This window comes from Plesiomonas sp., assembly GCF_051652165.1.
Taxonomy (GTDB): Bacteria; Pseudomonadota; Gammaproteobacteria; order Enterobacterales; family CAMTGL01; genus Plesiomonas.
Map to the genome: position 1 here is coordinate 460723 of NZ_JBOFTR010000016.1, position 25850 is coordinate 486572.

The following is a 25850-nucleotide window of genomic DNA, read 5'->3' on the forward strand; positions in this document are numbered from 1 at the left end:
ATATTTACAACTCCCAAAAAGCCTTATCTCGCATCATAGACAGCTTTTTATCTCCATCAATATAGAGACTAAAGTGTTTATCTAGTTTGCGGATAGTTTCCATTAATTGCTCTTGCTCATTCTTATCATCTTTATTAAAAATTGCCTTGATATCGGCATTCTTAATCTCGGCAACGCGATGTACCACCCAGGTCAAAATATAAGAGCCATAGTTGTTCTCACCCGTTTTAAAATGGCTCAAATCCTGGGTTGAGAGAATCACTCCAACGCCATACTCACGCCCCTCTTTCAAGATCTTACGCAGACTAGGAAAATCCTGAGACATGAAGTTGTCAGCCTCATCAACTAGGATCATCTTAGTAATCTGGCGATAGTCCCCCTCCACTTGTGGCTTGCCGCGTTTTTGCATCTGCGAGTAGAAGAGATCCAACGTAAGTGCCACTACAAGATTCTGAATCTGGGGAGAATAGCCGGCTAACTCGATCACTGTCACTCCATCGAGTAACTCATACAAGGAACTCACGTCATCTGGCATCGTTTCGAAGATCTCATAAGAGATCAACGAATCGAGTGCGGCATAAAGAGAATCTTCGTCTACCTTATCCTGCTCAAGATACAGATCCCAAACCTGTGCCAAAGTAGGTGCAGGCCTTGACCAAGTACTGGAGTCCGACTTACTAATCCCAGCCAACTCATAGGCATCAAGGATCAACTTACGCAGTCGTAACTGCTGCTTTGGGCCAAGACCAAAGGCTTTAGCTAAGGTTTCAGCAAACCCCGTAGCGGTATGAACCGGCAGCATCGGCATATCACCATAGAGTGAAAGCGGGTTGTAAGGTAAATGATGAAGGCGTAATCGCTTGCTTTGATTAGCCTGACTGAAAGCATCATCAACATAGTCAGATTTATAATCAAAGATAAGCAGCCCGATCGGCGCGCCATTGACATTGTTCTGCTGCTGACGCATCAGCTGGGTGATTAGCGACTTGGTAAACTGAGTCTTACCGGTACCCATAGTGCCTATAATGCCAGTATTAGTATTCATAAAACGAGCGGTATTAGTTGGCTCCCAATAGAGCGGAGTTTGCCGCAGTGCTTCATGGCCAAACAGGATACGCAAAGGCTTTGCTGGCTTACTTTCAACCACAACTGGGATAACCAAGTCATCGGTGTTTTGCGCCCCACCCGCTGACGCAGCATCCACTACCGCAGTGTCTCCTCCGTTTTGGCGCGCCCCAGAGCCAGATTCAAGCTTTACCACCTCATCTCTCTGCCCCAGCAAATATTGTTTATCTACGTGGCAGAGGGTCACTAACTCATCAAGCGCTGGAGCATTGGAGGACTGAATAAGACTACCTAACAAGGCATAGGGCAATTCAACTTGTAGCACACCTCGCTCGGTCATTTGATAGTGAGGCTTAAAAAAGGTATCGTTTTCGATATGAGCTACCACAAAGCCTTCAGGGTAATCTAACACGCTAGATAAGGTGTACTCCCCTTTCAGCCACCACTCCCGGTCGGCCATTAATGGCGCGAGCTGCTCTGGTTGCATAACCTGATAGAGACTAAGTTTGTCGACCTGCATCAGTACTTGGCGAATAAATAGACTACGATAAAACCGCGAGGCTAGCGTATTAGGCCCAAGCACTTCTTCTGTTAAATAGCGTTTGAGTTCCAATGCTTGTTGACCAGCATAAGCAAAGTCTGGTCTAACCCCCGTTTTAACCTCCAAAGGCAGCAAATAAAGTTGCTTGCCTTTAAAGCCAACAAACAACACATCATCGGAAATAGCCCCTTTGCGATACCCATGTACATGACGAGAGAACTCACTATCGTTCATCTTGAGCCCTACATTGCCCGATACTCGAATCATCTCGGCCACAGACAGGGGCACCCAGCAAATATCGGATTGTCGCAGTAGTGCAGAGACAAACTTATAAGCACCAATGATTCCGTTCTTTTCTTTGCGCTCCTTATCATTAGCAGTGAGCATTTTAAGCAGCCACTCACCATTAAAGGCGTTGAATTCGGAGAGTAGAGTATCCCCTTCGCCATGCCCCTCTTTTTGCAGCAAACGTTTAAATAAATCGACTTGCTTGGTCACAGTGATGGCATCATAACCAGTCGCGCTGGTATATTGATCTGAGTAGTGGAGCAATACCACATCTTGCTGACTAGTAAAGAAATCTAAAGTCACCTTAGGATCGATAATTGTCGTCCACAACGCACTGTCATAAGAACGAGCTAACAACGCCTTGAAATTGGCACTGACCGCCAGCCCCAAACTAGTCTCTAAATATTGAGCATTACTCTGGCTAGCCGGTTGCCATAAATTACCCAACATATGGGCCATACGTAGGGACTGCACCTCTTGATATTCTACACCACGCAAGCCAAACGCGGTGAAATAGGCCGTACCTTGTGTTTCTGACGCTTCGCCAGCAATCAAACCATTACACAGTACACCACTCAAAGCCTCATCAATCTTGATAGGACGGCATTCTACCGGTTCCTGATTGCGGAAAAACGCCAAATGGGCATAAGTAAACTGCTCATTCTCGTTAGGTAAAGTGAACTTACTATAGGTCAAACCACTACGAATAAGATCAATCAACATATCGGCTTCTGCCCGCAAAGCGGTGGTATTCAAACCTAGCCAAGTTTTCAACTCATCATAGGAAGACATTTCAGAAAAGCGGTCAAAATCATTAAACTGCAACTGCCCATCATAAAAGTTCACATGAATAGCGATCGCCTGCTCTTTATGAAGTTTGAAATGCTCGATTAATCCGAGGAAGAGCTCTGCTGCGTTCGCTTGATTGATGGCATTGACGATCAGACTGCTCTTAGCTCCCGCACTGAATAAGCGGGAATAGGCTTGTGTAAACTCGGCCAATTTATCACGAACTAACCGTTTGATATAGCTGTAGCTTTCCTGCTTTTGTGGCACCACATCAAGCCAAACACAGTTCTCTCGCACAGGCAGCAAATGGGCATAACCTGAATCATTGTCGTAAACGAAAGGCAGCAATCCCGATGCAACTAAACGCTCGCGGGTCACCTCAGGTAATTCAGCAAAGGAACTAGCACCATCCTCATCGCGATCGGCTTTTATCTCGGTCACCAGCTGCTGGTGATAGGCTAATACTAAAGGATGCAACGGACTAACTCGAAGCCATTCTTCCTGACGGCACAAGCCAATGCGCATCAATTGCTTATGTTGAAGCGACAACACCGCATTAGTAGGAATCTCTCTTAGTGCTGCCTCATAAGCGTCCAATACCCGCTGCACAAGAGCACAATAATTGTCCCCCCAAGCAACCAAACTAGGTAATGTTTTATGGTGTTGCAAATAATCAAACAGGGCGGCATAAGCACTATGCAAAGAAGAGAATGCGCCACTAATCGCCGTTAGATACATGGGATCAGCGCTCAAACCGATATACAGCGACCGCTCATCAACCATGCGAGCTTCAAGATTCAGCAACTGCTGACGAATCCCAACTACGCCACTTTCACTGTTATCGAAAATAATCTTGCTTTTGGCTCGTAAATACTCAGCATTACGATCATCTCTAAGCAACTTGCTGAAACGATCTCGGTCAAACAAAAGCGGGACACAAATGCTCTCATCAGCGGTAGGCCCTTCAATATTGATCGGCAAGCGATACTCACCATTAACCAAATCGAATTGGGTCAATTCACTCTGCTCGGCCAAGGCATCAAAGTTCACCCAACCACAAGTACTACAATCGACTTCTTCATCATCGCCAGACAAGTACATGATGGTATTTTGCTCTGGATTAACTTTAAATTTGTTCTCCTCCAGCAAAAATGTTAGTCGTTGCTTACCTGCATCAACTCTAAAACAATGCAGCAAATCATCGAAATAAAAATTGCCTTGCTCTACAACTAGACAGCGAAATTTGTACTCTTCAGAGCGGTTGTCTCTTTTGAGTTCAAGACTAAAAAAAGTTGGCTCTCCCGTTACTGGCAGCGACACCGTTGTCCAACAACGCTTACCACCCGCCTTGTTTACTGAGTAAGTCACCACATTTTTGAGCGATGCATTGTGCATCAGTTTGAACTGACTAGAGTTCAAATCATTGCCGATGAAAGTAAGCGAGAGGTTGAGGAATTTTTCTCCAGGCGGAAGCTGGATCAGCATACTTAGCTCACGTTGGCCTGATTTGGTCTGGCTCTTGGCTCTTTGCTGCAGTAAACCACAATCAACAGCAACCTCTTCTAGTTGCAGTTTTTGTGTTTTATTAGCTTCTATTTCTTTGAGATAGGCTTCAAACTCTAGCTCACGCCAGCGGTCATCCTGAAAATGCTCACGAATAAACTTAGCACTGAACTCTTTAAGAACACTTTCGAGTTGATCGATGTCGTAATGCTCCACCGCATCTTCAATCTCTCGCCGCAGCTTGCGGTTGGCTTGCAACCTTTTGCTGATTTGCGTCTTTTTCCCACTCCAGTTCAAAATGACAGGATCATCGAATAGCTGAAGTTCATCAAACTCCAGTACCCCATCCTGATCGAGAGCACTAAATAGAGGTGCAAAACCAAATACAGTCGCGCCATCTTCTGTAATCAGTGCGAGCTGCTCCTCGAGTAAACAGGCTGACAACTCTTTATTGTTACTGCCAATATCAATGAGAGTACTAAGCTGTTGTGAGAGGTAATCGGGATGCCAGACTACTCCGGGAGCACCCAAATCAAGCGCACTATTGATCAGGGTATCCAGCATGCTATTATGAATAATCAGCAAGGCTGTTTTCTCAAATTCTCCACTGCGCCCAGCCACTAGGTCGCGTAAGCGCGAAATATAGTTCTCAGTAAATCCTGGCGTGTCACCATGTAATACGGGTAAAACTCGCACGCCATTACACTCTATATATGGCAGAGCAATGCCATCAGCTGTAGCTAATGAATTTGTAGCAGCAAAAGTCACTAGCGATTGATATAACCTGAATCCGTTATCAGTGCTAGGGGATTTAAACTGGTAACGAGAGCCAGGCTCAATGTCTGCACTCACCCATTCGATAAAGCGCTCGGCCAGAAAATGTTCAAAGGGTCTTACGGACATACACAGCATCTCCACTATCACTCATTCTTTCTACATTACCCATTCGCTCATAGAAGCTCACCAGTTGCTGCAATGACTGATTATCAAGATAAAAACCTCTCAACTCGAACCCTTTGCGCAGTTCGTGTAAACGCAGCTTTTCAGCCTTACCAATGGTAAGATTAGTCAGCAATAACAGTTGATCCTGATTCAACACTAGGGTACGACCAGCTGATCCTCGGGCCTGAATAAAATCACTTAAAAACTTATCCTCCAACTCTTTGACATATTTTTTGTTCACACCGCAACGAGTAGTTGTAACATCACGGAATTGCTCCAATGCCAACTCTTTGAGCTGTTCAAAAGCTTCCGCTACATTGTTAGTCAAAGGTCGTACAGACTGTAATTTGCGCTTTTCTTTAAAGGCCTGTAGATAGTTATTCAATGCCTCAAGCAACTCCTTTTGGTTAACGTATTGTGAGGCATCACGATAAACCTGCCAAAGAGGTCTTTTTTTTGCATTTCCCTGTAACTGAAGCGCCTCAAGAGCAGAAAGGAGCGGGAAAACGCGTTCACTGGCAGCAGCTAGCAACTTGTATCCCGAACGTTTTACAGACATTCGTTCCGAGCTAGCTTTTTCTGAATCAAGAATAAAATAGAGAGGCTTGTTCTGTGGTTCGTTTTGCCAATCGGTTACATTTAAAGCCAACTGAGCACAGTAGGCAAAAGCATAAAGTTTGAGCGTGCCGGGCAACGCTTGCAGCAGATATTGAGGGTTTGCTGCAAGAAAACGAATATCCTCACGAAATACGGTATTCAAAAAAGGCAGATAAGGTTGCTCATCATCATTTTTTACCAAACTGCCACTTTGCAGGTTGTCTTGCAAAACTGACAATAGCTCTTGCTCAACAAAGTTGAGCCGATCATCGAGCGGATCCTCGAGAAAGAAATCACCCATAAGAGCTGCAAAAAATTTACACAATCTCTTATCTGGAGTGCAAAGATCGGCTTTCCCCTCCATTTTACCTCTGGCTTTGAACAATAAAAACAGCGGTGAAATGCGATACAGCGAGTCATTTGAGAAATAAGCGCGCTCTAATACCGGCCAAAAATTGGGGTCATCAAGTTTGTCTTCAAACCGATCTTTACACTCATTCTTAAACTGTTCAAATTCATAAGACGTCACCTGCTTTCGTAGGGCAAGACTTAACACAACACCAGTCACGGTATCCCAGTCAAACTCATTGCCTTTATTACGAATAGGCCAGTAATTAGTAAGTATGTTTTTATCAGCAGGAGCTAATCCGAAAGGAATTGGATACAGAGACACAGCTATCTAGTCCCCTCTACAGTGATCATGTCGTCATCTAGGCCTAGACGATAATGCTGATCGCCTTCGAAATAGTGAAGCTCAGGACTTTTTTTTGCGACTGAGCGGATTTGTTCTACCATCTCATCAAGCATTACGATTGCATTCTTATCGTACTTGTTTGGCCGATACCCCTTGTTGAGTTTACAAATTAACTCAAACAAATTGAGATTAATCGTCATCGGTTCTAAGAGCTGATCACCAACCTTCAAATACGCGCAAAAGTGATCGTGTTTCTCTACATGCTTTTGCTTAATTGAATTAAAGTCAGCTTTCAACTCAACAGGGGCTGCAACGTGGCACTGTCCAAATTGACCAAGCGAAAGTTCACGTTTTGAAAGTTCAGGAGCATTACGATTTGCATAGACAAAAATCGCAGGAATCAGCTCTTTCACATAGAAACTACGTAGAGCTAACTGGCTTTCGCCCTCCCCAAGATACTGGTTGTGCTGTAGCCAAACTGCTGTATACCATTCGAGTAATTGTTCCTCAAAATCAGCACGGAAGCTATGGTGGTAGTTATTACCTAACTCACTATTTTTTAACAGATAAAATAGTCGTATAAGCGATGCCGCCTCCCTAGGAGGCTCGTTTGAGTAATTAAATTCAATACCAATTTTATTTATCTCAGTCATAAATAAATCAAGGTCTTGATCTGGTAAATTCAATTCATAGCGAAGAATAAATTGGTCAATAGCCTTTGTATGAATTAGCGCGGGGTCAAAATCAGACAGCCGGGCGCTCAGCTCATTATGCTGACCGCAAAATAAATTATCAAATAAGTAACCATCACCAACCAAAAGCTGGTGCACTAAGTCTAATAACGCTCGCGTAGTAATGAATTGCCCTTTAAATAACCTCGTTTTAAATAAGGCACTAATAATTACCTCTTGCACTCCATCATTTGCAAGCAATCTAAAATTTGTTGTAATCCTCCGCTCAATGTTTCTAGACTCATCGCCCAAAGCTATAATATGAAATAGGTTTTCATCACATTCCTTTGTTAAACGCTGTAGCAATTCACGCATAAACGTAGAGTAACTATTATCAGCGTCACTGATGCGAAACTTAGGATAAGATTCAAAATCAAAAAAACTATATAGACCTTGAAACGACTCACCTTTATCAAGGTATTTATCAATCACATTACGTAAATGTTGATGTCGCTCCGCTCCCTCTTTTGCAAAGTTTGCCAGCATACCAATATTGATGCCAATGACTAATGGTGGATGTCCCTCACCGAGCTGATCGAACACCTCATTTAATGCGTCAATAGCAGATTGATATGGAGAAAAACTGTGCGTTGCATCCAAGTGAAAAGTGTAGCGATTACTATATTTTTCATAGCTTCTAGATAATAGTTCTGATTTACCATCACCACTACTACCACACAAAAACACACACTCGCCTTTCTTTAAGTTGCTTAGAAATTTTTCAAATTCAAACTCAATTTCAGGCTTAATATAGAGATACTCTTTTAGATCATCATAAACATCAAGTTTACGATTACTTGTTGTTTTTACTGAAAAAGAAGATGATTTAGCTAAGACGCCAAGAGCTTTGCGAAGAGAGATTGAGCTCACAACATAACCCTGTCATATTCATATATTTAAAACATTAACTCATTGAATCACAGATTTACTACTTACATCGCCTCGACTTTATGACTCCTTGACATCTATCATATTTTTTCACCTTAAAATGAATTACTACTAGTTAAAATCACCTTAAATTGTGTCTAGGCAGATACACTATCCATAAAATCACTATCGTGGGCGATTACAACACAACTACACTGGATATAATTGCCTTACATATCATTTTGTAGAAAATGCATGATAAAAAGATCCATTGAGATAGCTAGCAATAAATACTACCTAAATATTACCCAAATTTTTCGCTCATTATGAGTGATAGCTTACTCTATAACACCCCCGCCAATGCGCATAAAAAAATGACAAAACTCAGTTAACACATGCACGAACAACAGTGGCCAGCGATACGCAATGAACAAAGCCGTCATAAACCCTAAAAAGAAAAACCATGCAGGTGACAACCAATGACTCGATGTGCGTTCTTTATGCACACAACCATCATGACAATCATTTCTTTTCGATTCATGATACGAAGGTCTTTCTCCAGCAGAATAACCCAAATCTGCTCGTTCACCTTCGCGGAACTCACGAGGGTTATAGATATCTTTAGGATCAAACATCGGTAGCTTCCTTGCTCCATGAGAGTAAAAACACAGAATCATCTACTGTTATTTTATCGCTGATATGATTTCTCTTCCCACTTGCACTTGGCCGTTTTGCGAGCCACATTTTTATAACCACCAGCGTTATAAAAAAGTTTCTTTATTCTTTTAACGTTCACCTTGTTTGTTTGCCGCTATTTTCCTTTACTCTCTATTAACAGATTGTCATAACTATATAGCGGTAGGCCAAAAGCATGGGTAAGCAGGCAAAACCTGCCTATCAGCGGCTGACTACTCTTAGGCGTTCTCGCAACCTAATGATGAGGCTGACCATGATGCAATCTAAGAATATTGGCACCGCTTCCCCACAGCGAGTTTTAATCACCGGAATCACCTCTGGCCTTGGTGAGCAACTGGCTTACGATTATCAGGCACGCCACTGGCAGGTTAGTGGTATTGGGCGTAACCCAGAGAAAATCGCCCAATTAACAGCAGCGGGTATCGACGTCTTTTGCGGTGATCTCACCGAAGAGCACACCTACCAACAACTGCCTGAGTTACAACAGTGGGATCTGCTGATCCTCAATGCTGGCACCTGTGAATATATCGACGATCCGCTGCACTTTGATGCAGCCCTGTTTCAGCGCGTGATAAATACCAATGTGCAAAGCCTTGGCTACAGTTTGCACTATCTCCTGCCCCGCCTAGCTTCACACGCCAAAGTGGTTTTTATCAGCTCGTCCGTCACCCTATTACCGCTGCCACGTGCCGAAGCCTATGGCGCATCCAAAGCCGCTGTAGATTATCTGGCCAAATCACTGCGTCTAGATCTTCGCTCGCACGGTATTGATGTGCTATTAGTCAAACCGGGGTTTATCAAAACCCCGTTAACCGATAAAAATACCTTCCCGATGTTAGGAATAATCAGCGTAGAAACCGCGTCTGCACACATCATTCAGGGAATTGAAAAAAGTCGGCCCATCATCAGTTTTCCAGCACTGTTTATTTTCAGCCTAAAACTGCTACGGCTTTTACCCGAACGCTGGCTGGCCCGACTCTTGAAAAGGACATAATCCATGGAACGGATCGCCATTATCGGCTCAGGAATTTCAGGGCTAACAGCCGCCCACTTGCTCGATCCGCATTACGATATCACCGTGTTTGAAGCACAATCACGTTTGGGCGGCCATACCCACACCCACGATATCGAACTAGATGGCCGCCAATATTGTATCGACAGCGGCTTTATCGTATTTAACGATCGCACCTATCCACTTTTTAATCAGCTACTTACCCGCATCGGCGTCAAAGCACAAAAAACCGAAATGAGTTTCTCGGTCTGTGGTCACAATGATTTTGAATACAACGGGCACAATCTAAACACCCTATTCGCCCGTCGCCGCCATCTATTAAGCCCAACGTTTTATCGCTTTATCGCTGAGATATTGCGTTTTAACCGCTTGGCGAGCGCCGAGCTGCACCAAATAGAGGCGAACGATACATCCACACTCGGCACATTTTTACATCGCCACGGCTTTAGCTCTTTTTTCCAGCAACACTATATTTTGCCGATGGGTGCCGCTATCTGGTCAGCCAGCGTGCAGCAAATGCTGGCATTCCCTTTTTTGTTTTTCGCACGTTTTTTTGCCAACCACGGGTTGCTGAATGTAGCAGACCGCCCGCAGTGGTACGTGATCCCAGGCGGCTCACGCCAGTATATTGAGCCCCTGATGAAAGACTTACGCGCCACGGTACGTTTAGCCACACCGGTGCAGCGTGTTAGAAGGTTACCCGATACGGTGCAGATAGAAGCCGGTGGTCAAATGCAGACCTTTGATAAAGTGATCTTTGCCTGCCATAGCGATCAGGCGCTAGCACTGCTAGACGCGCCAACGCCGAATGAGCAGCATATCCTCGGCGCACTGCCGTATGCGGAAAATGAAGCTGTGTTACATACCGATACCCGCGTATTACCTACACGCCGTTTGGCATGGGCCAGTTGGAACTACCGCCTGCAACCAGATCTACACGCGTTACCGCAAATCACCTATAACATGAATATTTTGCAGGGAATAACGTCTGCACATACCTTTTGTGTCACCTTAAACCCACATTTCCCTATTGCCAAAGATCGTATTATCAAACGCTTACGTTACCACCACCCGACATTTACACCGGAAGGGATCTGGGCACAACAACAGCGTGATCAGATATCTGGCGTTAACCGAACCTATTTTTGTGGTGCTTATTGGTACAACGGCTTTCACGAAGATGGCGTGCGCAGTGCGGTCGATATCGCACGGCAGCTCGGCGTGGTATTCCCATGACAAAGCCGACTGCCCACGCCGATACATTGCCGCACACCCTGTACTGGCACGGTGAGGTACTGCACAGCCGCCGATCACCGAAAAAAAATGCCTTTAAATATCAGATCTATATGCTGGGAAAGTGGCTAGATGATCTGCCTGAGCACCAAAACTGGGTAGCCAGCCGATTAGGGCGATTTCCATTACTCCGTTTTTGCCGCACCGATTATCTCTCCGGTGAAGGTTCACTGCGCCAAGCTGCACGGGATAAAGCGCGCCAGCTCGGTGCAATATTGAATGACGATGTCACCGTGCTATTTATCGGTAACCCCCGCTGTCTTGGCGTGTATTTCAGCCCAATTAATTTTTATCTGCTTATGCAGCAACAGCAACCGCGTTATCTGCTGGCTGAAGTGTCGAATACCCCCTGGGGTGAGCGTGACTACTATCTGGTCCCATTACCTGCAGAGGCTGTGCATACGGATAAGGCCTTTCACGTTTCGCCGTTTATGCCTATGGATATGCAGTACCAATGGCAGATTCACTATGATCCCGACCATTTTTCCGTCGGTATCACCAATCTTGATAAACAGACCCGACAGGCAGTATTTCACGCGCATTTGTCATTACGTGCGCAACCTGTTACGCAGGCCAGCACGCGGCAACTGCTGCGCCGTTTTCCGGCGATGACACTAAAAGTGGTTGTTCTTATTTATTATCAGGCAGCCAAAATGCTGCTCAAAGGCTTTCGTTTTTATCCGCATCCGTGAGGCTCGTATGGATTCAGCCCGTATACAAACTCTGTCATCCGTTAATAGCCATGCCCGTAAGCTGGTATTGCAATTTTTACACGCCATTACCCACGGCACGTTAATTATTCATGATGACCACGTTGGCGGGTTGACGATTCACCGCGATGACAGCATCACCGCCACATTAACGGTGCATGATCCGCTATTTTATCGCCGACTACTCTGGGGCGGTGATGTCGCCGCCGGTGAAATGTGGATGCAAGGGCAGTGGAGTAGCCCCGATCCTGTGCAGGTGATCCGTTTACTGGCACGTAATCAGGCGGTCTTTGATAAGCTCGAAGCCCGTTTACGCTGGCTGACTGCGCCTCTTAATCGCCTACGCCACTTTCTGACCCGTAACACCCTACAGGGCGCACGCAAAAATATCGCCCAGCACTACGATCTGGGCAATGAGATGTATCGGCTGTTTCTCGACCCCGAAATGCAGTACTCCTCTGCCCTGTTCAGCCACCCGAACCAATCACTGGCTGACGCGCAATACAACAAACTCAAGACACTATGCCAGACACTCGATTTACAGGCGCACGATCACCTACTGGAGATTGGCAGTGGCTGGGGCGGCTTGGCGGTGTATGCCGCTCGGCATTATGGCTGTAAAGTCACCACAGTCACCTTGTCGCAAGAGCAGTTTGCATTTGCAAAAACGCGTATTCAGGCCGAAGGGTTGCAAGATAGAGTCACCATATTGTTACAAGACTACCGCCATATCCAAGGTCAGTTTGATAAAGTGGTCTCTATCGAGATGATTGAGGCAGTCGGTGAAGCCTTTTTACCGAGTTACTTTGCCAAAATCGCCTCGCTACTTACCCCACAAGGGCGTTTTCTGATTCAGGGGATCACCATCCGCGATCAACGCTATCAGGTGTACCGCAGCCAAACCGATTTTATCCGCCGTTATATTTTCCCGGGCGGCTTTCTTCCCAGCCTGAGCGTCATACTCGATACCCTCACCCGCCATACTGATCTGAATGTGGTGCAGATGCACGATTTCGGCCACCACTATGCCCGCACACTGCATTTGTGGCGCGCAGCCTTTAATGAGCACACTTTCGCCATACAACAACTTGGCGCTTCTGATGAGTTCATTCGTCTGTGGAATTTTTACTTTGCCTACTGTGAAGCCGGATTTTTAGAGCGCGCTATCAGTGTCGTGCATATCACCGGCTGCAAGCCGAGCCCACTGGCATGGAATGCTCTCAATGCCCCGCTTACACGCTAAATATTGGCGCTGGGCCCACTTTTTTGCCTTTGAACTGTATTGGCTCGCGGCAGTGCAGTTCCATGCGACCGTGCTTTGCCTGCTACTGGTACTGCTGCATCTGGTTCTTACACCCACACCGCTGCGCGATCTAAAGATCTTACCGCTATCCGCATTAGGAATTGGCATTGATTTTCTGCTGACTGACTCCGGCGTGTTTATTTTCCCAAGCACTTTCCCTGTATGGATGATGGCACTATGGGTCGGTTTTATTTTGGCGCTGCCACACGGCTTGAACTGGTTATTTACGTTTCACCTACGCTGGCAGATCTTTTTTGGCGCACTGGGGGGCGCACTTTCCTATTTTTCTGCATATGCTTTGGGTGTTGTCCGTTTTGGTTATCCACTGATACCGGTGATCATCGGTATTGCGGCTATCTGGGCACTGCTGCTCCCCCTGCTTATTTACTTTGTTCGATGTATTTCAACGAGGTATCCCGATGATGTCTCTGAGTGATAATCACCACACACTAAGCCGCCCATTCTGGCCACATCGCCTGTTCTATCCCTGTATAGTGCAACTGGCCCTTTTGGTTGTGTGCGGATTTAGCCCTGTGCTCTACGCCTTACCCACCCAACAGTTAAAACCGGTCGGTCAAGGCACCATGAGCTGGTTATGGGCCGATATTTACAGCGTCACCCTGCTAAACCGCAGTGGCGTTTACCAACCCAACACCTATCCAGTTGCCTTATCCATTGCCTATTTTACTGATATCGATGCTGAAGATTTAGTCAGCACCACACGCGATGAGTGGGAGCGCCTCAAAATCCAGACACCAAAAGTACGCCAGAACTGGCTAACCCAACTCGAACAGATCTGGCCCGATATTAAGCCCTACGATACGCTCACTTTTTATGCATCAAGTCCGAATATCGGTGAGTTCTACCATAACGCCCAGCGCATCGGCCAAATACGTGCACCACAATTTAGCCCTTCGTTTTTGGCAATCTGGCTATCGGAAAACAGCTTACAACCTGCCCTAACTCGGCAACTCAAAGGAGAACAACCATGAAAGCCCTTCCCTTATTATTAGCAGCAAGCATGGTCACCGGCTGCGGCGTAAAACCGGAAAACTATGCGGGTAAAACACCAGAATGGAATCTGCCCACCTTCTTCAGTGGTGATTTGGTCGGCTATGGCATAGTGACCGACCGCAGCGGTGAAGTGCAACGGCGTTTCAGTGTCACCATGCAGGGGATCTGGAACTCCGCGGACAAAGGCGAATTGCATGAACAATTCTTGTTTGATGATGGCAAAAAACAAGAGCGCATCTGGCATTTACAGAAGGTTAATCAGAAGTGGCAAGGCACTGCCGGTGATATTGTCGGTACTGCCGGTGGAAATACCTACGGTTTTGCTATGAACTGGCGCTATACGCTAGATCTGGAACTCAGTGGCGGTAAAAACGTTAACGTCAAATTTGATGACTGGATGTACCTTATTGATCAGCATCGCCTGATTAATAAAGCCGAAATCACCAAATTTGGCTTTAAAGTCGGTGAAGTGATTATTTATATCGAACAAAAACCCAAAGCCTGAGGCGATAAGCTATATCTATAACTAAAGTCTATTCACTCAAGACGCTTAACAATGCCACATCACAAATTAACGCTGCCGCAAAAAATCTGCCCTGTTTGCCATCGGCCCTTTAGCTGGCGTAAAAAATGGGAAAAGAACTGGCCGATGGTCAAATACTGCAGCGCAGCTTGTGCTCGACGTAGAGGTTCAGTATGACAACGCGGCGGCTTATTCTCAGTAATCAGTTGAATATTCCTCACCGCAAGTTCGATCAGCCTGAACCTCTGCGCACTGATGTGCGGTATGTCATTAAAATGTCATCTCGATAAACTAGGTTACTGGCTCTTACTGATTTTGACAGCGAGTTAATACCATGAAAGTAAAGCCACTTTGCCTCTTTTTCGCTTCAGTGCTTCCCCTGCTATCTCACGCTGCTGACAGTAAAGTTGAACGCTATAATGTCAACTTTCCTCAAGGAGATCGCGTTAGTTATTCTGGTCAGTTTGCCAAAAACTTTCCACAAGGGCTGCCTGTTGGTATTGGCTCTGGGCTGGTATTTCGCGGTATTGAGAATGGTGATTTACTGTTCACTACAGTCACTGATCGTGGTCCAAATGCTGATGCACCTTCGGTTGGCAAACAAGATGCTAAAATTTTTGCCAATCCAGATTTTGTACCTCTTCTAATGGATATCCGCGTTGGCAAAGACCAAGCCATTGCAACTAACACTCGTCCGTTACATGACCAAGATGGCCCTATCAGCGGGCTCCCACTGCCAAGTAACCTGATTGGCTCAACCAATGAAGTGGCGTTAAGTGATACTTTGCGCACCTTAACCAGTGATAAACGCGGGCTGGATACCGAAGGGATCACCCCTGATGGCAAAGGTGGGTTTTGGCTAAGTGATGAATATGGCCCTTTCCTGATTAATATTGATAATCAGGGGAAGATTCTGGCGAAATACGGCCCAACCCCAGCACAAGGTGAGCAAGGCGTTGCAACAGGTCTGCCTAATATTCTCAAATGGCGTCAGCCAAACCGAGGTTTTGAAGGTGTTACCCGCCTACCCAATGGCACGCTTTTAATCGCTGTGCAAAGTACGTTGGATATCGAAGGTAACAGTAAAAACTCTGCGCAGTTTACCCGCCTTGTCAGTTTTGATCCCGCAACAGGCAAAACCGCAATGTACGGTTATCCTATTGATATAGCGAGTTATAAAAAAGCCAAAGATGCCAAGATTGGCGATATTGTCGCTATCGATAATCAGCGTATTTTACTGGTGGAACAAGGCAGTGATAAAGATAAGCAAATGATCAATAAAATTTATCTTGTCGATCTTACTCAAGCCAGTGATTTAACCCTATTTGATAATAACGGTACCCCGCCTGAATTTGATGATGCTGGAGCACTGGCTAAACGCGGTGTAACACTGGCACAAAAACGTGAGATTGCCGACCTGCGTAAACTTGGCTGGCAACACGAAAAAGTGGAAGGTCTGGCGCTGATTGATAATCAACGTATTGCCATACTCAATGACAATGATTTCGGCCTACAACCCACATTGATTAACGCAGATCCGAAAGCAAAGAAGATCACCGACTACCAAGTGGATCAGCAAGGAAAACTCAGTTTTAAGGATAATCCAGTAGCAACAACACTGGCTTTACAGCCGTTAAAAAAACCTGAGTCACTCAGTGAATTGTGGGTGATTACACTGCCAAAGGCATTACAATAATAATAAAAAATGCCCCGCTCATCTTTGGCGGGGCACGGTATAACACTATATGTGATTAGAGAGTAATACTGTTAATTGACTCAACCTTTCTCTCTGGCTGTTTAAGTTGCAAACTTTGTAATTTGCTATACCCAAATGTAGAGACTCCACCATTAAACAAAAGCTCTGGTGAACCAGGAGTTTTACTGCTAGTAGCCCCCGGATTCCATGCTTTGAAAAATGACGATAAATCTGTTTGTGTTAAATAAGAGGCACATAGCATTAATTTATCTGCTTGCGTACCCTCGTTCATCTGACAATAGTTAATACCACCGAACTTCTCATCACCTACTGTATCTCCACGAGCCTTACGGTGCATTAATTGGTATAAGTTCCACCCTTTCATTCCCTCTTTATCACTGTAATAGGCAGGTAAAGAAGTATCAGAGTACCATTGGTGAATATCGAAGTATTGTTCAGCCCACACTTTAAGCTGCGCAAACATCACTAAACGGTCACCCGCGCCTCCCATCGCCCAACCTTGACCATTGGCATTTGCAAGTAAATCAGGCGCAATGCGAATATCACTTTCAACACGGCTCATTTTCCCGTTAAATTTATCTTGCATATACAGTGCTAAAACGTTGTTTGTTACCTCAGTACCCCCAGGTATCACTAATGGCGCTTCAGCTGCGTTATGCCCAACTTCGTGCCACAATAGCCAGTCATTCAGTGGTGTAGTTTGAATATTATTGCTTGTTGGGTTTAATGAACCGTTCATGACCGGATAACCCGAATGTGCTGCACCAATAGATATTTGTCGATCATTAACAAATCGCTGTTTATGCCCAACTAGCTCTGGATAGGTAAACTTTTGATGTACTGATCGCTGAGTTTCATCTCGGCCATAAAAATCGTGCATTGCATCAGCAAAACGATCAATCTGTTGGCTAAAAATAGCTTGTTTACTCAATGCGTTTTCTGTTTCATTCGACGGTATAATATTATTGGCCGTTAAATTGCTCTTTGCTGCAGTATAAATAAAAGCATTACTCTCAATTTCACCAAAAGGTGCTGCGGCACTTAGATCATGTCCAACAACCCATGCATTATCTTTGAAATAAGGCGCTTTAATGACTCCTGTAAAGGTAAAGTTTACTGTCTCTTTTGTTTTGCTATTTCCTTTAACATAAATTAATCCACCATAAGGAACGGTAAAAGAGGTGCTGCCACTGTTCATGGTAAAGGTTTTACTGACACGAGGTGGGCGATTTAACCCTTTTTCATGTTGTTCACGGCCAGTTAAATCATCGGCAAGTGCTACAGTAATAGCTATTGGCTCATTGGTTGGCGCCGATACAGTCACTTGCTGATGCGCTGGAGCCCATAAACCGGTTGATTGTAAATTACCTGCAAACCATTTTGCGGTATTTGAATATAATGAAACAGGAATAGTTGCAGAAGATCCACCCGTAGCATTACCCGGATACTGCGTGGTATCAACTTTGATATTTAAATCCCAATATGATCGCCCTAACATTAAGCGTGTTAGTGGTTTTTCCATATAATTTAATGGATAACTTGGGTTAAGTGTTGTTTTATCACCAAGCAACATCTTCTGTTGCACTAAAATGTTTTGCAACGCCTCTGGGCAGCTTGTACCTGAATGGCTATTTTGAGTGTAGCAGTTTAAAAACTCAGTAAATGTTTTAAAACCTAACTCATCATTACTGGTATTTTCATAGCGATAAGGCTCATTATTCCATAACCAAACCGACATATTCTGATAAAGCCGATTAAGGTCAACTTCATTTAAACGAATGCCTGATTTTCCTTTTGTTCTGAAATAGAGCTCATGCTCGTAAAGTCGAGTAATATTTGTTCCCAAATCAGCCGCTTGTACCATTGATTTCGCGGTTGCTTCATCAAGTGGTAGTTGAGTGTATTGTGGATTAATACCACGAAGAGGAATTTGATTACCAGGACGGTACTCTAAACAGTTGACCTCATAATGATAATCATTTTTTGTACACTCAGCCAACCCTGGAAACGCATTTAGGATTGAAGCTTTCTCTGTGGCGATATCTGCCTCACTCTTCCCTTTCGTATCAATATACGCATAACGCGTGATCTCTTTGTTCTCATTATTCATCTCAACCCAACGAGCTACTTCAAGTTTGGGTTTATCTTGAGGCTTATTGTTGATTTGGTATGTCCACTCAACTTTACCTTCATCAGTGATCGTATATGGGGTGTCATTATCAGTAAGTGGATAATGCTCATAAACCCAAATACCCTCTTCACGAACATTTCTTGGAAACTTGTAATTTCCAGAACTCCCATTCAATACGGTATTTTTATTCACACCCATAGATAACCCGGCGCTATCTAATAGGCGAGTATATGGTCCGCTGCTGTTACCCTTCAAATTATCCAGCACAGTTTCCATAATCAATATTGAACCACCTGATTCAACATATTGAATAAGATCTGTAATGTCTTTTTCAGTTAACTTAGGTTGAGAGACTACTGCACTTAATGGTATGGCATAACCATTACCATTAAAACTGGTTAAATATTCAAATCCATTTAATATGAGTAATGGAGTCTCTTGTGGGTTAATGTTTCCAAATTGATTTATTGTGGAGAGTTTTGCTTTAAAATCAGGGTGTAGAGTAAACTCAGTACTGTTCCCCGTAGTTTGCCCGCCTCGTGTAAAATAGACACGGTCAATGTTTGTGCCTATATTAATTGAGCCAGTTGTTGGATTATACGCATTATTGGTTAAGTAACTGAGCGTATTTTGCATGAAATTTTTCATGTCATCGCTGTCACTTTTTACTCCACACTCACCATTTTTATCGACAGAGCCATTCCAACTGTAACCATTTGGACAACGAAGTACACTGTTGTAATACGCATTTCCAATGACCATCAATTTCCCTTGACCGATATTACCAAGAGAAATAAACGGTAAATTAAACGTCGTTGAATTTGACTGTACATTCTCTGGTACTACTAGAGAAGGTGCTTCTGTTATATATGCTAACCCCTCGTTATCGTAAGCACGCTTTTCACCAAAAGAGAGCCAATGATTACTGTCATTACGTGCCATTAATATAGGCATCGCAGTATTACTAATATTAATAGCCGCTTGCCCTCGTGCATTCCCTGTATTGCCATAAAAGTTTGTGGCATCATGAAAAACATGAAATTTAGATACAGGTAAACCTCTATCATTAATACCCCATAACTTATCAATAACTGATTTAATCTCTGAATCAACAGATGATTTTAATGGCGTATTATATGAAGCACTACTATTGCAAGTATTGATGGTACATATTTTATCGTCAACCTCTTTAGCTAACCCATTGTCAAATTGAGAAACAAACTCACTCTTGTTATCAGGGCTTGCCGATTGTAAAGGTATACTGCTTAATGATGTATTAATAATCGTATTGATCGCATTTGGGTACTCTGCAAAAACAGACCTCACCGAATCCATAATCTTAATACTGTTCCCAGTATTGCTGATTGAGTAACGCTGAATCAGATAACTGATATTTTTACCGTGTGTATCATTACCAAGATCTATGAGTTGAATCGTGTTTTTATTTGCTCTAGCACTACCTAACTCAAAAGAGCCGATACCAAATGAAATGGTTTCACCCCAATTAAACGTGAACGTCCCTTTTTCATCCGTGACGCCTCGACCAGAAGGTGAGTAATAATCAACACCCGCAACACCTTGATTCAGATGATTCGTTAAACGGCCAGAGGAAAGAATTAGTGTTTCAGGCTGATACTGATAAGCACTCTCTGCATTCGCTGAAACAAAACTTGAGTTTAAATCAGGTTGTGTGCCTGGTGTAGTTGCTGCTTCAACATTGGGTTGATGCGTACTGGGTACAGAGTCTGTTGTAGCATTATTAGCAATCTCTTCAATGATCTCTTTTTTAAAGATTTCAGGGTCTTTATCCAAATCATTTTGATAAAAATTTTTGAATTTTACTTTATTAACAGTATCTAAATTTAAGCACAACGTTTTGTCATCAGCACACGAATCATTCGTCTGTAATAACAATGTTGCATTTTTAAGTTTAGGCTCATTAAAGATAAACTCATCTGATAAACTGAGTGTTAAGTCTGTTTGTTCGGTAGCATCACGTGCCAAAGGTCTACTGGTTTGAAATGAAGCCAGTGTCATACCATCATATACACAGCGAACAAGATCACCGGCATTAAATGTAAATCCTGTAGACGAAAGTGGTTGAGCATTACATGTGATGTCACTGCTTTGTATTTTTTCTGATCCTAAAGTCAAATAACCACGCCTTGTTAGGTTAATTTCAGGACGATCCCCCTCTTCTGGTGGACGCGGTGGTTCTACTGGTGGCTCAACGGGTGGTTCTATTGGCGGTTCTACTGGTGGCTCAATCGGTGGCTCAGTAGGTGGCTCAATTGGGGGAAGTGGTTTTTCAATACTCGGAGGAAGCTCAACAGCACTCGATGAATCATCACCACCACATCCAGAAAGTAAAATACTGCTTAATATTATTGATGTTATTTTTTTATTCATGAGAAATATTCAATATTGATTGAAAGTCATTAAATTAATTTACTTCACGCAACAGATATTGTGTGATAAATTAATTTAGTGTTTTATTAAACAGTAACCTTACTCTGCATACTCATTAACTCCTTTAACACTTTGTGCTATTTAAGGTTTGATCGTATGCAATTATCTCTAGAACAAAACCAATCATATGCAACAACGTTAGTTGTTATGCCATATAGAACCCAACATCTTATAAAATACTCAAAATATATTTTATTAAATCATTCAAAATAACGAAAACGCACCCAAAAAATAGGCTAATCATTGTGATGACCATAAAATCCTCACGGGAAAACAAACTCATTGAACAAGCGTATTGCACCACAACCCAATGTATTAGGAATAAAACCCTATTCGGCTTTGATACTCCAAACCGTCAATTCACATATCAACATGTTCAAGATAGGTTTTCCTTTCAGAGAAATACGCTAAAAAAAACAACTCAACCACGGCACAGTATTTGAGTTCAATAGAGATTTCTGGCTTATTGAAACTATTTTCATAATTTAAAATATATTGGCATAAGAACTATCGTGATATTGCTGAAATATCGGCTAATTAATACTCCCTCTTGCTACACTAAAAAAATAAAACAACGTCTTATTGTTCAGCGATATGCCAGTTAACTTCTCGCATATCAGAAAATGATTAAGCATGCAAAACAAGAAAGGCTTTATACGTATCACGCCCCTGAAACTTCTTAAAATTCTCCGCTTGTTCCAATACGCTTTTATACACTTCATCATTGGCGACCGGCGGGAAACCGAATTTGTGCAGCAGCAGGATCAGATCCACTTTCAGCTTGGCTTTGATATCATCACGGTTGCTCCAGTCTGGGTATTGCGCTGAGTCATCCACGGTGATTTTCATGGCTTTGGCCAGCGCCAGCATCTTCTCTTCGTCATAGGTAAACTGGTACTTTTCACACATGTAGTTGTGCCGTGTTTGGCGGGAAGTCAGGCAGAGCACAATACTTATTACCGATTCATCTTTATAAACGCACCAACTCAGCATAATTATTCATGATGGCTTCCTAAAAACATACTTTTCACCAAAAAAAACATATTTTTTATGATTAATTTCTTATTTTGATATACTTAATTTTCTAAATTTTATTAATTTTAATAACGAACTAATACAATGAAACTCAAACCACTTTGTATCTTTTTTGCTTCTATCCTACCTCTACTGTCTCATGCTGCAGATATTAACGTTGAACGCTATAACGTCAGCTTTCCTAAGGGCGATCGTGTCAGTTATTCAGGGGAGTTTGCTAAGAATTTTCCAAACGGATTACCTGTAGGTATTGGCTCAGGGCTGGTATTTAATGGCGTAGAAAACGGTGATTTGCTGCTGACAACAATCACAGATCGTGGGCCAAATGCCGATGCACCTTCAGTAGGTAAGCAAGATGCTAAAATCTTTGCAAATCCTACTTTTGTGCCACTGTTGATGGATATTCGTGTAAGCAAAGATCAGGCAATCGCAACGAATGCTCGCCCATTACATGATAAAAATGGGCTGGTGAGTGGATTACCTTTACCCAGTAATCTGATTGGTTCAACCAATGAAGTAGCCCTAAACGATAAACTACACGCACTCACCACTGACAAGCGCGGGTTAGATACCGAAGGAATCACTACTGATGGCAAAGGCGGCTTTTGGCTCGGTGATGAATATGGCCCATTCCTGATCCATGTTAATCACCAAGGCGAAATTCTGGCGAAATATGGCCCAACACCTGCACAAAATGAACAAGGTGTGGCAACCGGTTTGCCTAATATTCTTAAATGGCGTCAGCCTAACCGGGGTTTTGAGGGAATTACTCGTTTGCCAAACGGGAAAATCCTAATCGCGGTACAAAGCACTCTAGATATCAACGGTAAAAGCAAAAATACTGCGCAGTTTACCCGACTTATCAGCTTTGACCCTACAACCGGTCAAACGGCAATGTATGGCTACCCTATTGATGTAGCTAATTATACAAGTGTTCAAGATGCTATCGTGAGTGATATCGTTGCTATCGATAATCAGCATATTTTACTCATAGAACAAGGTAACAATAAAAACAAACAAATGATGAATAAGATCTATCTTGTTGATCTTACTCAAGCCAGTGATTTGACACCGTTAGATAGCAGTGGCACTTCCCCTGAATTTAATGATGCAGCCACATTAGCTAAACGTGGTGTAAAACTAGCACAAAAGCATGAAGTAGCTGATTTGCGTAAACTTGGCTGGCAACACAATAAAGTAGAAGGCTTGGCATTGATTGATAACCAACGTATTGCTGTGCTCAACGATAATGATTTTGGGTTACAACCTAATCTGGCGAATGCAGACCCTAAAGAAAAGAAAATCTCTAACTATCAAGTGGATCAACAAGGAAAACTTAGCCTTAATGGTCATCCAGTAAAAACAACACTTGAACTGCAACCGCGTAAGCCTGCTGAATCACTCAGTGAATTGTGGATTTTAACACTGCCTCAACCACTGCGTTAATAATAAAAAACAAAAGGGCTTGGTTACTACCAAGCCCTAAATAAAACACATACAGTTTGCTTTTTATTATATAACCAATAGTTTTCTATTGATTTAATCGCTCAACAAAAAATATAGCGCCTATACCAATATATTAAAATACACGACCATTTATATGAGTATATAAAATACCCACTTGATTATTTTGTTACTGAAATGGCTCTTAACTCATGTGAATATCCACCCGCATAAATAGAGACCCCATAAAACTTCTCTCCAACTGGAATACTCCACGAGTCAGTTCGAACATTACTGACTTCTGAACCACCTACGCCAGATTTATTACCACATGTAAATGTTGGCGTTCCATCTGAATACCTTAAAATAATTTGACTCAATGTAATATCATTACCATCTCCTGGCGCTTGGCGATATACTCCCCAAGATACCTCAATAGAAGAGACATTCAGCCCGCTAACAACATGTCTATTTCCACCCGTACCACCGGTAATACCTAATTCGGGCGTACCAACAGCATCTACAATTGCACCACAGTGAAAGACCAGACTATTACTGCTACCTAACAGGTAGTTTCTTGTTTTATCATTATCATGCCGCTCACCAAATATCTGACTTAAGCTTGTATTAAGCACATTCATTTTTGCCGAGCCATTCACTAAACTCTCTTTTACCGTTGCAGTAATATTGACACTTCCTGCACTTATCCCGGTGGCTAACCCATTATTATTAGGTTGGTCACTCACAACAGTTGCAATATCTTTATTATCACTGCTCCAGCTAATATGAGTGCTATTGGTAACATTCAGATCTGTTGTGCCATCTGACATTATGGCTATGGCTTCAAAGTGCTCTGTTAATCCTCTCGGCACATCAAGATTAGAAGGTGTCACACTCAGAGCAACAATCTCAGCCTTTGTGACTGTCAACTCTGCACTTCCTTCAAAACGTGCAAGCCCATCCCACCCTTGAGCACGTATGGTTACAGTGCCTTCAGTCACACCGGTTGCAATACCGTTTTTGTTACGATGACCTGTCGTGATAGTGGCAATATTGGGGTTACTGCTACTAAAACTCAACGCTAAATGGTTCGTCACATTCGTTTGTTGGCCATTATTTAATGTTGCTATAACAGTAAACGGTAGGCTATTCCCTTTTGCAACAGAGGCTTTTAAAGGGGTAATATCTAATCGTGTAACCACGGCATTTGTGACGGTCAACGTCGCATCGGCACTAAACAATTTGCCATGATATGTACCCGATGCCGTAATAATAGCCTCACCCGCGCGAACAGCTGTGGCTACTCCTTTACTTCCCGGTATACTGTTTACGGTAGCAACCGCGGTATTGAGGCTGTGCCAACTCAGTGCCGCATTATTTGTCACATCTTTACTTGTTCCATCAGAGAAAAACGCAGTTGCCGTGAAAAATACCGTTAACCTTGCCGGTACTGACGCTATATTTGGTGTAACGGCTAAACGGGTTACTACTGCATTAGTCACAGTTAATGTTGCTGTGTCGCTAAATGTCTGCCCTTGAAGTACAGCCGAAGCACTCATCGTTGCTGTACCAACGCTAACCCCCGTTGCAATACCTTGCTTACCCTTGCTTGCATCAATGGTTGCTATCGCCGTGTTATCACTGCGCCATGTCAGTGCAGGCTGTGTGGTAACATCAAACATTGAACCATCAGAGAATATTGCAAAAGCAGAAAACTTATAATCAATGCCAACAGGTGTTGACCCTAAATCAGGGCTAATACGCAGCCCGGTAATGACTTTATTACTCACCGTCAGTTGAGCCGTTGCGCTAAAGGGTTTTCCGTTAGCACGCCCTGATGCCGTAATGCTTACAACGCCTGGCGTTATACCTGTCGCTATCCCTTTGCTTTCAAGATCATTACTGATCGTGGCAATGCTTTCGTTACTGCTGCTCCATGTTAACTCTGCAAAGTGAGTGACATCTAACGTTGAATTATCTGAGAAGATAGCCGTTGCAACAAAATCTTGTGTCAGTCCAGCAGCAATATCTGCGACCGGAGGGGTAATTTGTAAACCAACAACCGTTGCATCAGTAACGTTAATAGCGGTAGTCGCCTCAAAATATTGCCCTCGATCATTATGGCCAGAAGCTGTAATTGTTGTATTACCAATATTAACGCCTTTCACTAACCCCTTATCATCAACGCTTGCAATACCAGAGTCGCTACTACGCCATGTAATCGCAGGATGCGTTGTCACCTCAACAACATCGCCATTACTCATTAGTGCTTGTGCCACTAACTGTAACTCAAGACCTACGGGAATATGTGCATTTTGCGGAGTTACTTGCAACTCTGTAATAACAACCAAATCAGGCTGAGATGGCGCGCCATTATCTTCTCCGCCACACCCTCCTAACATCAGCATGAAAGCACTCATCAATAAATATTTTAACTTGGCCATATGATTTTATTCCATTTTGCTTACAAAACCCTCTCAGACAACA

The 25850-nt window shown here is 43.4% G+C and carries 16 protein-coding genes and 1 pseudogene; 10 read left to right on the top strand and 7 right to left on the bottom strand.

Annotated elements, in window-relative coordinates; all coding sequences use genetic code 11:
• Positions 1 to 4 precede the first annotated feature (4 nt).
• The 4 genes from dptH to ACRC53_RS11755 all read right to left on the bottom strand — a co-directional run bounded on the left by dptH (position 5) and on the right by ACRC53_RS11755 (position 8652).
• Positions 5 to 5089 (bottom strand): DNA phosphorothioation-dependent restriction protein DptH, encoded by a 5085-nt coding sequence (gene dptH, locus ACRC53_RS11740; protein WP_438643580.1) that lies wholly within the window; start codon positions 5087 to 5089, stop codon positions 5 to 7.
• Positions 5070 to 6392 (bottom strand): DNA phosphorothioation-dependent restriction protein DptG, encoded by a 1323-nt coding sequence (gene dptG / locus ACRC53_RS11745; protein ID WP_438643652.1) that lies wholly within the window; start codon positions 6390 to 6392, stop codon positions 5070 to 5072. The genes dptH and dptG overlap by 20 nt, the downstream gene beginning before the upstream one ends.
• A gap of 8 nt (positions 6393 to 6400) precedes the next feature.
• Positions 6401 to 8020: a DNA phosphorothioation-dependent restriction protein DptF gene (dptF, locus tag ACRC53_RS11750; protein ID WP_438643581.1), complete on the bottom strand. Its 1620-nt coding sequence runs from the start codon at positions 8018 to 8020 to the stop codon at positions 6401 to 6403.
• Positions 8021 to 8355: 335 nt separating this feature from the next.
• Positions 8356 to 8652: a hypothetical protein gene (locus ACRC53_RS11755; RefSeq protein ID WP_438643582.1), complete on the bottom strand. Its 297-nt coding sequence runs from the start codon at positions 8650 to 8652 to the stop codon at positions 8356 to 8358.
• 314 nt (positions 8653 to 8966) lie between these two features.
• Here ACRC53_RS11755 and ACRC53_RS11760 point away from each other — a divergent pair, with 314 nt between their 5' ends.
• The 9 genes from ACRC53_RS11760 (at position 8967) to ACRC53_RS11800 (ending at position 16264) form a co-directional block, all read left to right on the top strand.
• Positions 8967 to 9707 (top strand): SDR family NAD(P)-dependent oxidoreductase, encoded by a 741-nt coding sequence (locus tag ACRC53_RS11760; protein WP_438643583.1) that lies wholly within the window; start codon positions 8967 to 8969, stop codon positions 9705 to 9707.
• 3 nt (positions 9708 to 9710) lie between these two features.
• Positions 9711 to 10961: an NAD(P)/FAD-dependent oxidoreductase gene (locus ACRC53_RS11765; RefSeq protein ID WP_438643584.1), complete on the top strand. Its 1251-nt coding sequence runs from the start codon at positions 9711 to 9713 to the stop codon at positions 10959 to 10961.
• Entirely contained in the window at positions 10958 to 11710 is a 753-nt protein-coding gene (locus ACRC53_RS11770) for a DUF1365 domain-containing protein (RefSeq protein ID WP_438643585.1), read from the top strand. Before ACRC53_RS11765 ends, ACRC53_RS11770 begins: the two co-directional genes overlap by 4 nt.
• A 7-nt stretch (positions 11711 to 11717) precedes the next feature.
• Positions 11718 to 12971 carry a class I SAM-dependent methyltransferase gene (locus tag ACRC53_RS11775; protein WP_438643586.1) on the top strand — a complete coding sequence of 418 codons (1254 nt, stop codon included), beginning with the start codon at positions 11718 to 11720 and terminating at the stop codon, positions 12969 to 12971.
• Positions 12952 to 13467 carry a DUF2878 domain-containing protein gene (locus ACRC53_RS11780; protein WP_438643587.1) on the top strand — a complete coding sequence of 172 codons (516 nt, stop codon included), beginning with the start codon at positions 12952 to 12954 and terminating at the stop codon, positions 13465 to 13467. Before ACRC53_RS11775 ends, ACRC53_RS11780 begins: the two co-directional genes overlap by 20 nt.
• A complete protein-coding gene (locus ACRC53_RS11785; protein WP_438643588.1) occupies positions 13451 to 14023 on the top strand; it encodes a chalcone isomerase family protein in 573 nt (190 codons plus the stop codon). Before ACRC53_RS11780 ends, ACRC53_RS11785 begins: the two co-directional genes overlap by 17 nt.
• The gene (locus tag ACRC53_RS11790) at positions 14020 to 14550 is read left to right on the top strand and encodes a DUF3833 domain-containing protein (RefSeq protein WP_438622525.1); all 531 of its coding nucleotides are present in this window, start codon (positions 14020 to 14022) and stop codon (positions 14548 to 14550) included. Before ACRC53_RS11785 ends, ACRC53_RS11790 begins: the two co-directional genes overlap by 4 nt.
• 51 nt (positions 14551 to 14601) lie before the next feature.
• Positions 14602 to 14745: a DUF2256 domain-containing protein gene (locus ACRC53_RS11795; protein ID WP_438640100.1), complete on the top strand. Its 144-nt coding sequence runs from the start codon at positions 14602 to 14604 to the stop codon at positions 14743 to 14745.
• Between the two features lie 157 nt (positions 14746 to 14902).
• The gene (locus tag ACRC53_RS11800) at positions 14903 to 16264 is read left to right on the top strand and encodes an esterase-like activity of phytase family protein (RefSeq protein ID WP_438643589.1); all 1362 of its coding nucleotides are present in this window, start codon (positions 14903 to 14905) and stop codon (positions 16262 to 16264) included.
• Between the two features lie 55 nt (positions 16265 to 16319).
• Here the strand turns inward: ACRC53_RS11800 and ACRC53_RS11805 are convergent, their stop codons facing one another.
• Positions 16320 to 20825 carry an SslE/AcfD family lipoprotein zinc metalloprotease gene (locus ACRC53_RS11805; protein WP_438643590.1) on the bottom strand — a complete coding sequence of 1502 codons (4506 nt, stop codon included), beginning with the start codon at positions 20823 to 20825 and terminating at the stop codon, positions 16320 to 16322.
• 687 nt (positions 20826 to 21512) lie between these two features.
• Positions 21513 to 21797 (bottom strand): annotated as a pseudogene (locus ACRC53_RS11810) (type I restriction enzyme endonuclease domain-containing protein); the annotation flags it as partial.
• Between the two features lie 207 nt (positions 21798 to 22004).
• On the opposite strand from ACRC53_RS11810, the gene ACRC53_RS11815 reads away from it, so the two are divergent.
• Positions 22005 to 23366: an esterase-like activity of phytase family protein gene (locus ACRC53_RS11815; RefSeq protein ID WP_438643591.1), complete on the top strand. Its 1362-nt coding sequence runs from the start codon at positions 22005 to 22007 to the stop codon at positions 23364 to 23366.
• 179 nt (positions 23367 to 23545) lie between these two features.
• Here the strand turns inward: ACRC53_RS11815 and ACRC53_RS11820 are convergent, their stop codons facing one another.
• Complete coding sequence (locus ACRC53_RS11820; RefSeq protein ID WP_438643592.1) at positions 23546 to 25807, bottom strand: Ig-like domain-containing protein; 2262 nt, start codon at positions 25805 to 25807, stop codon at positions 23546 to 23548.
• Between the last annotated feature and the right edge of the window lie 43 nt (positions 25808 to 25850).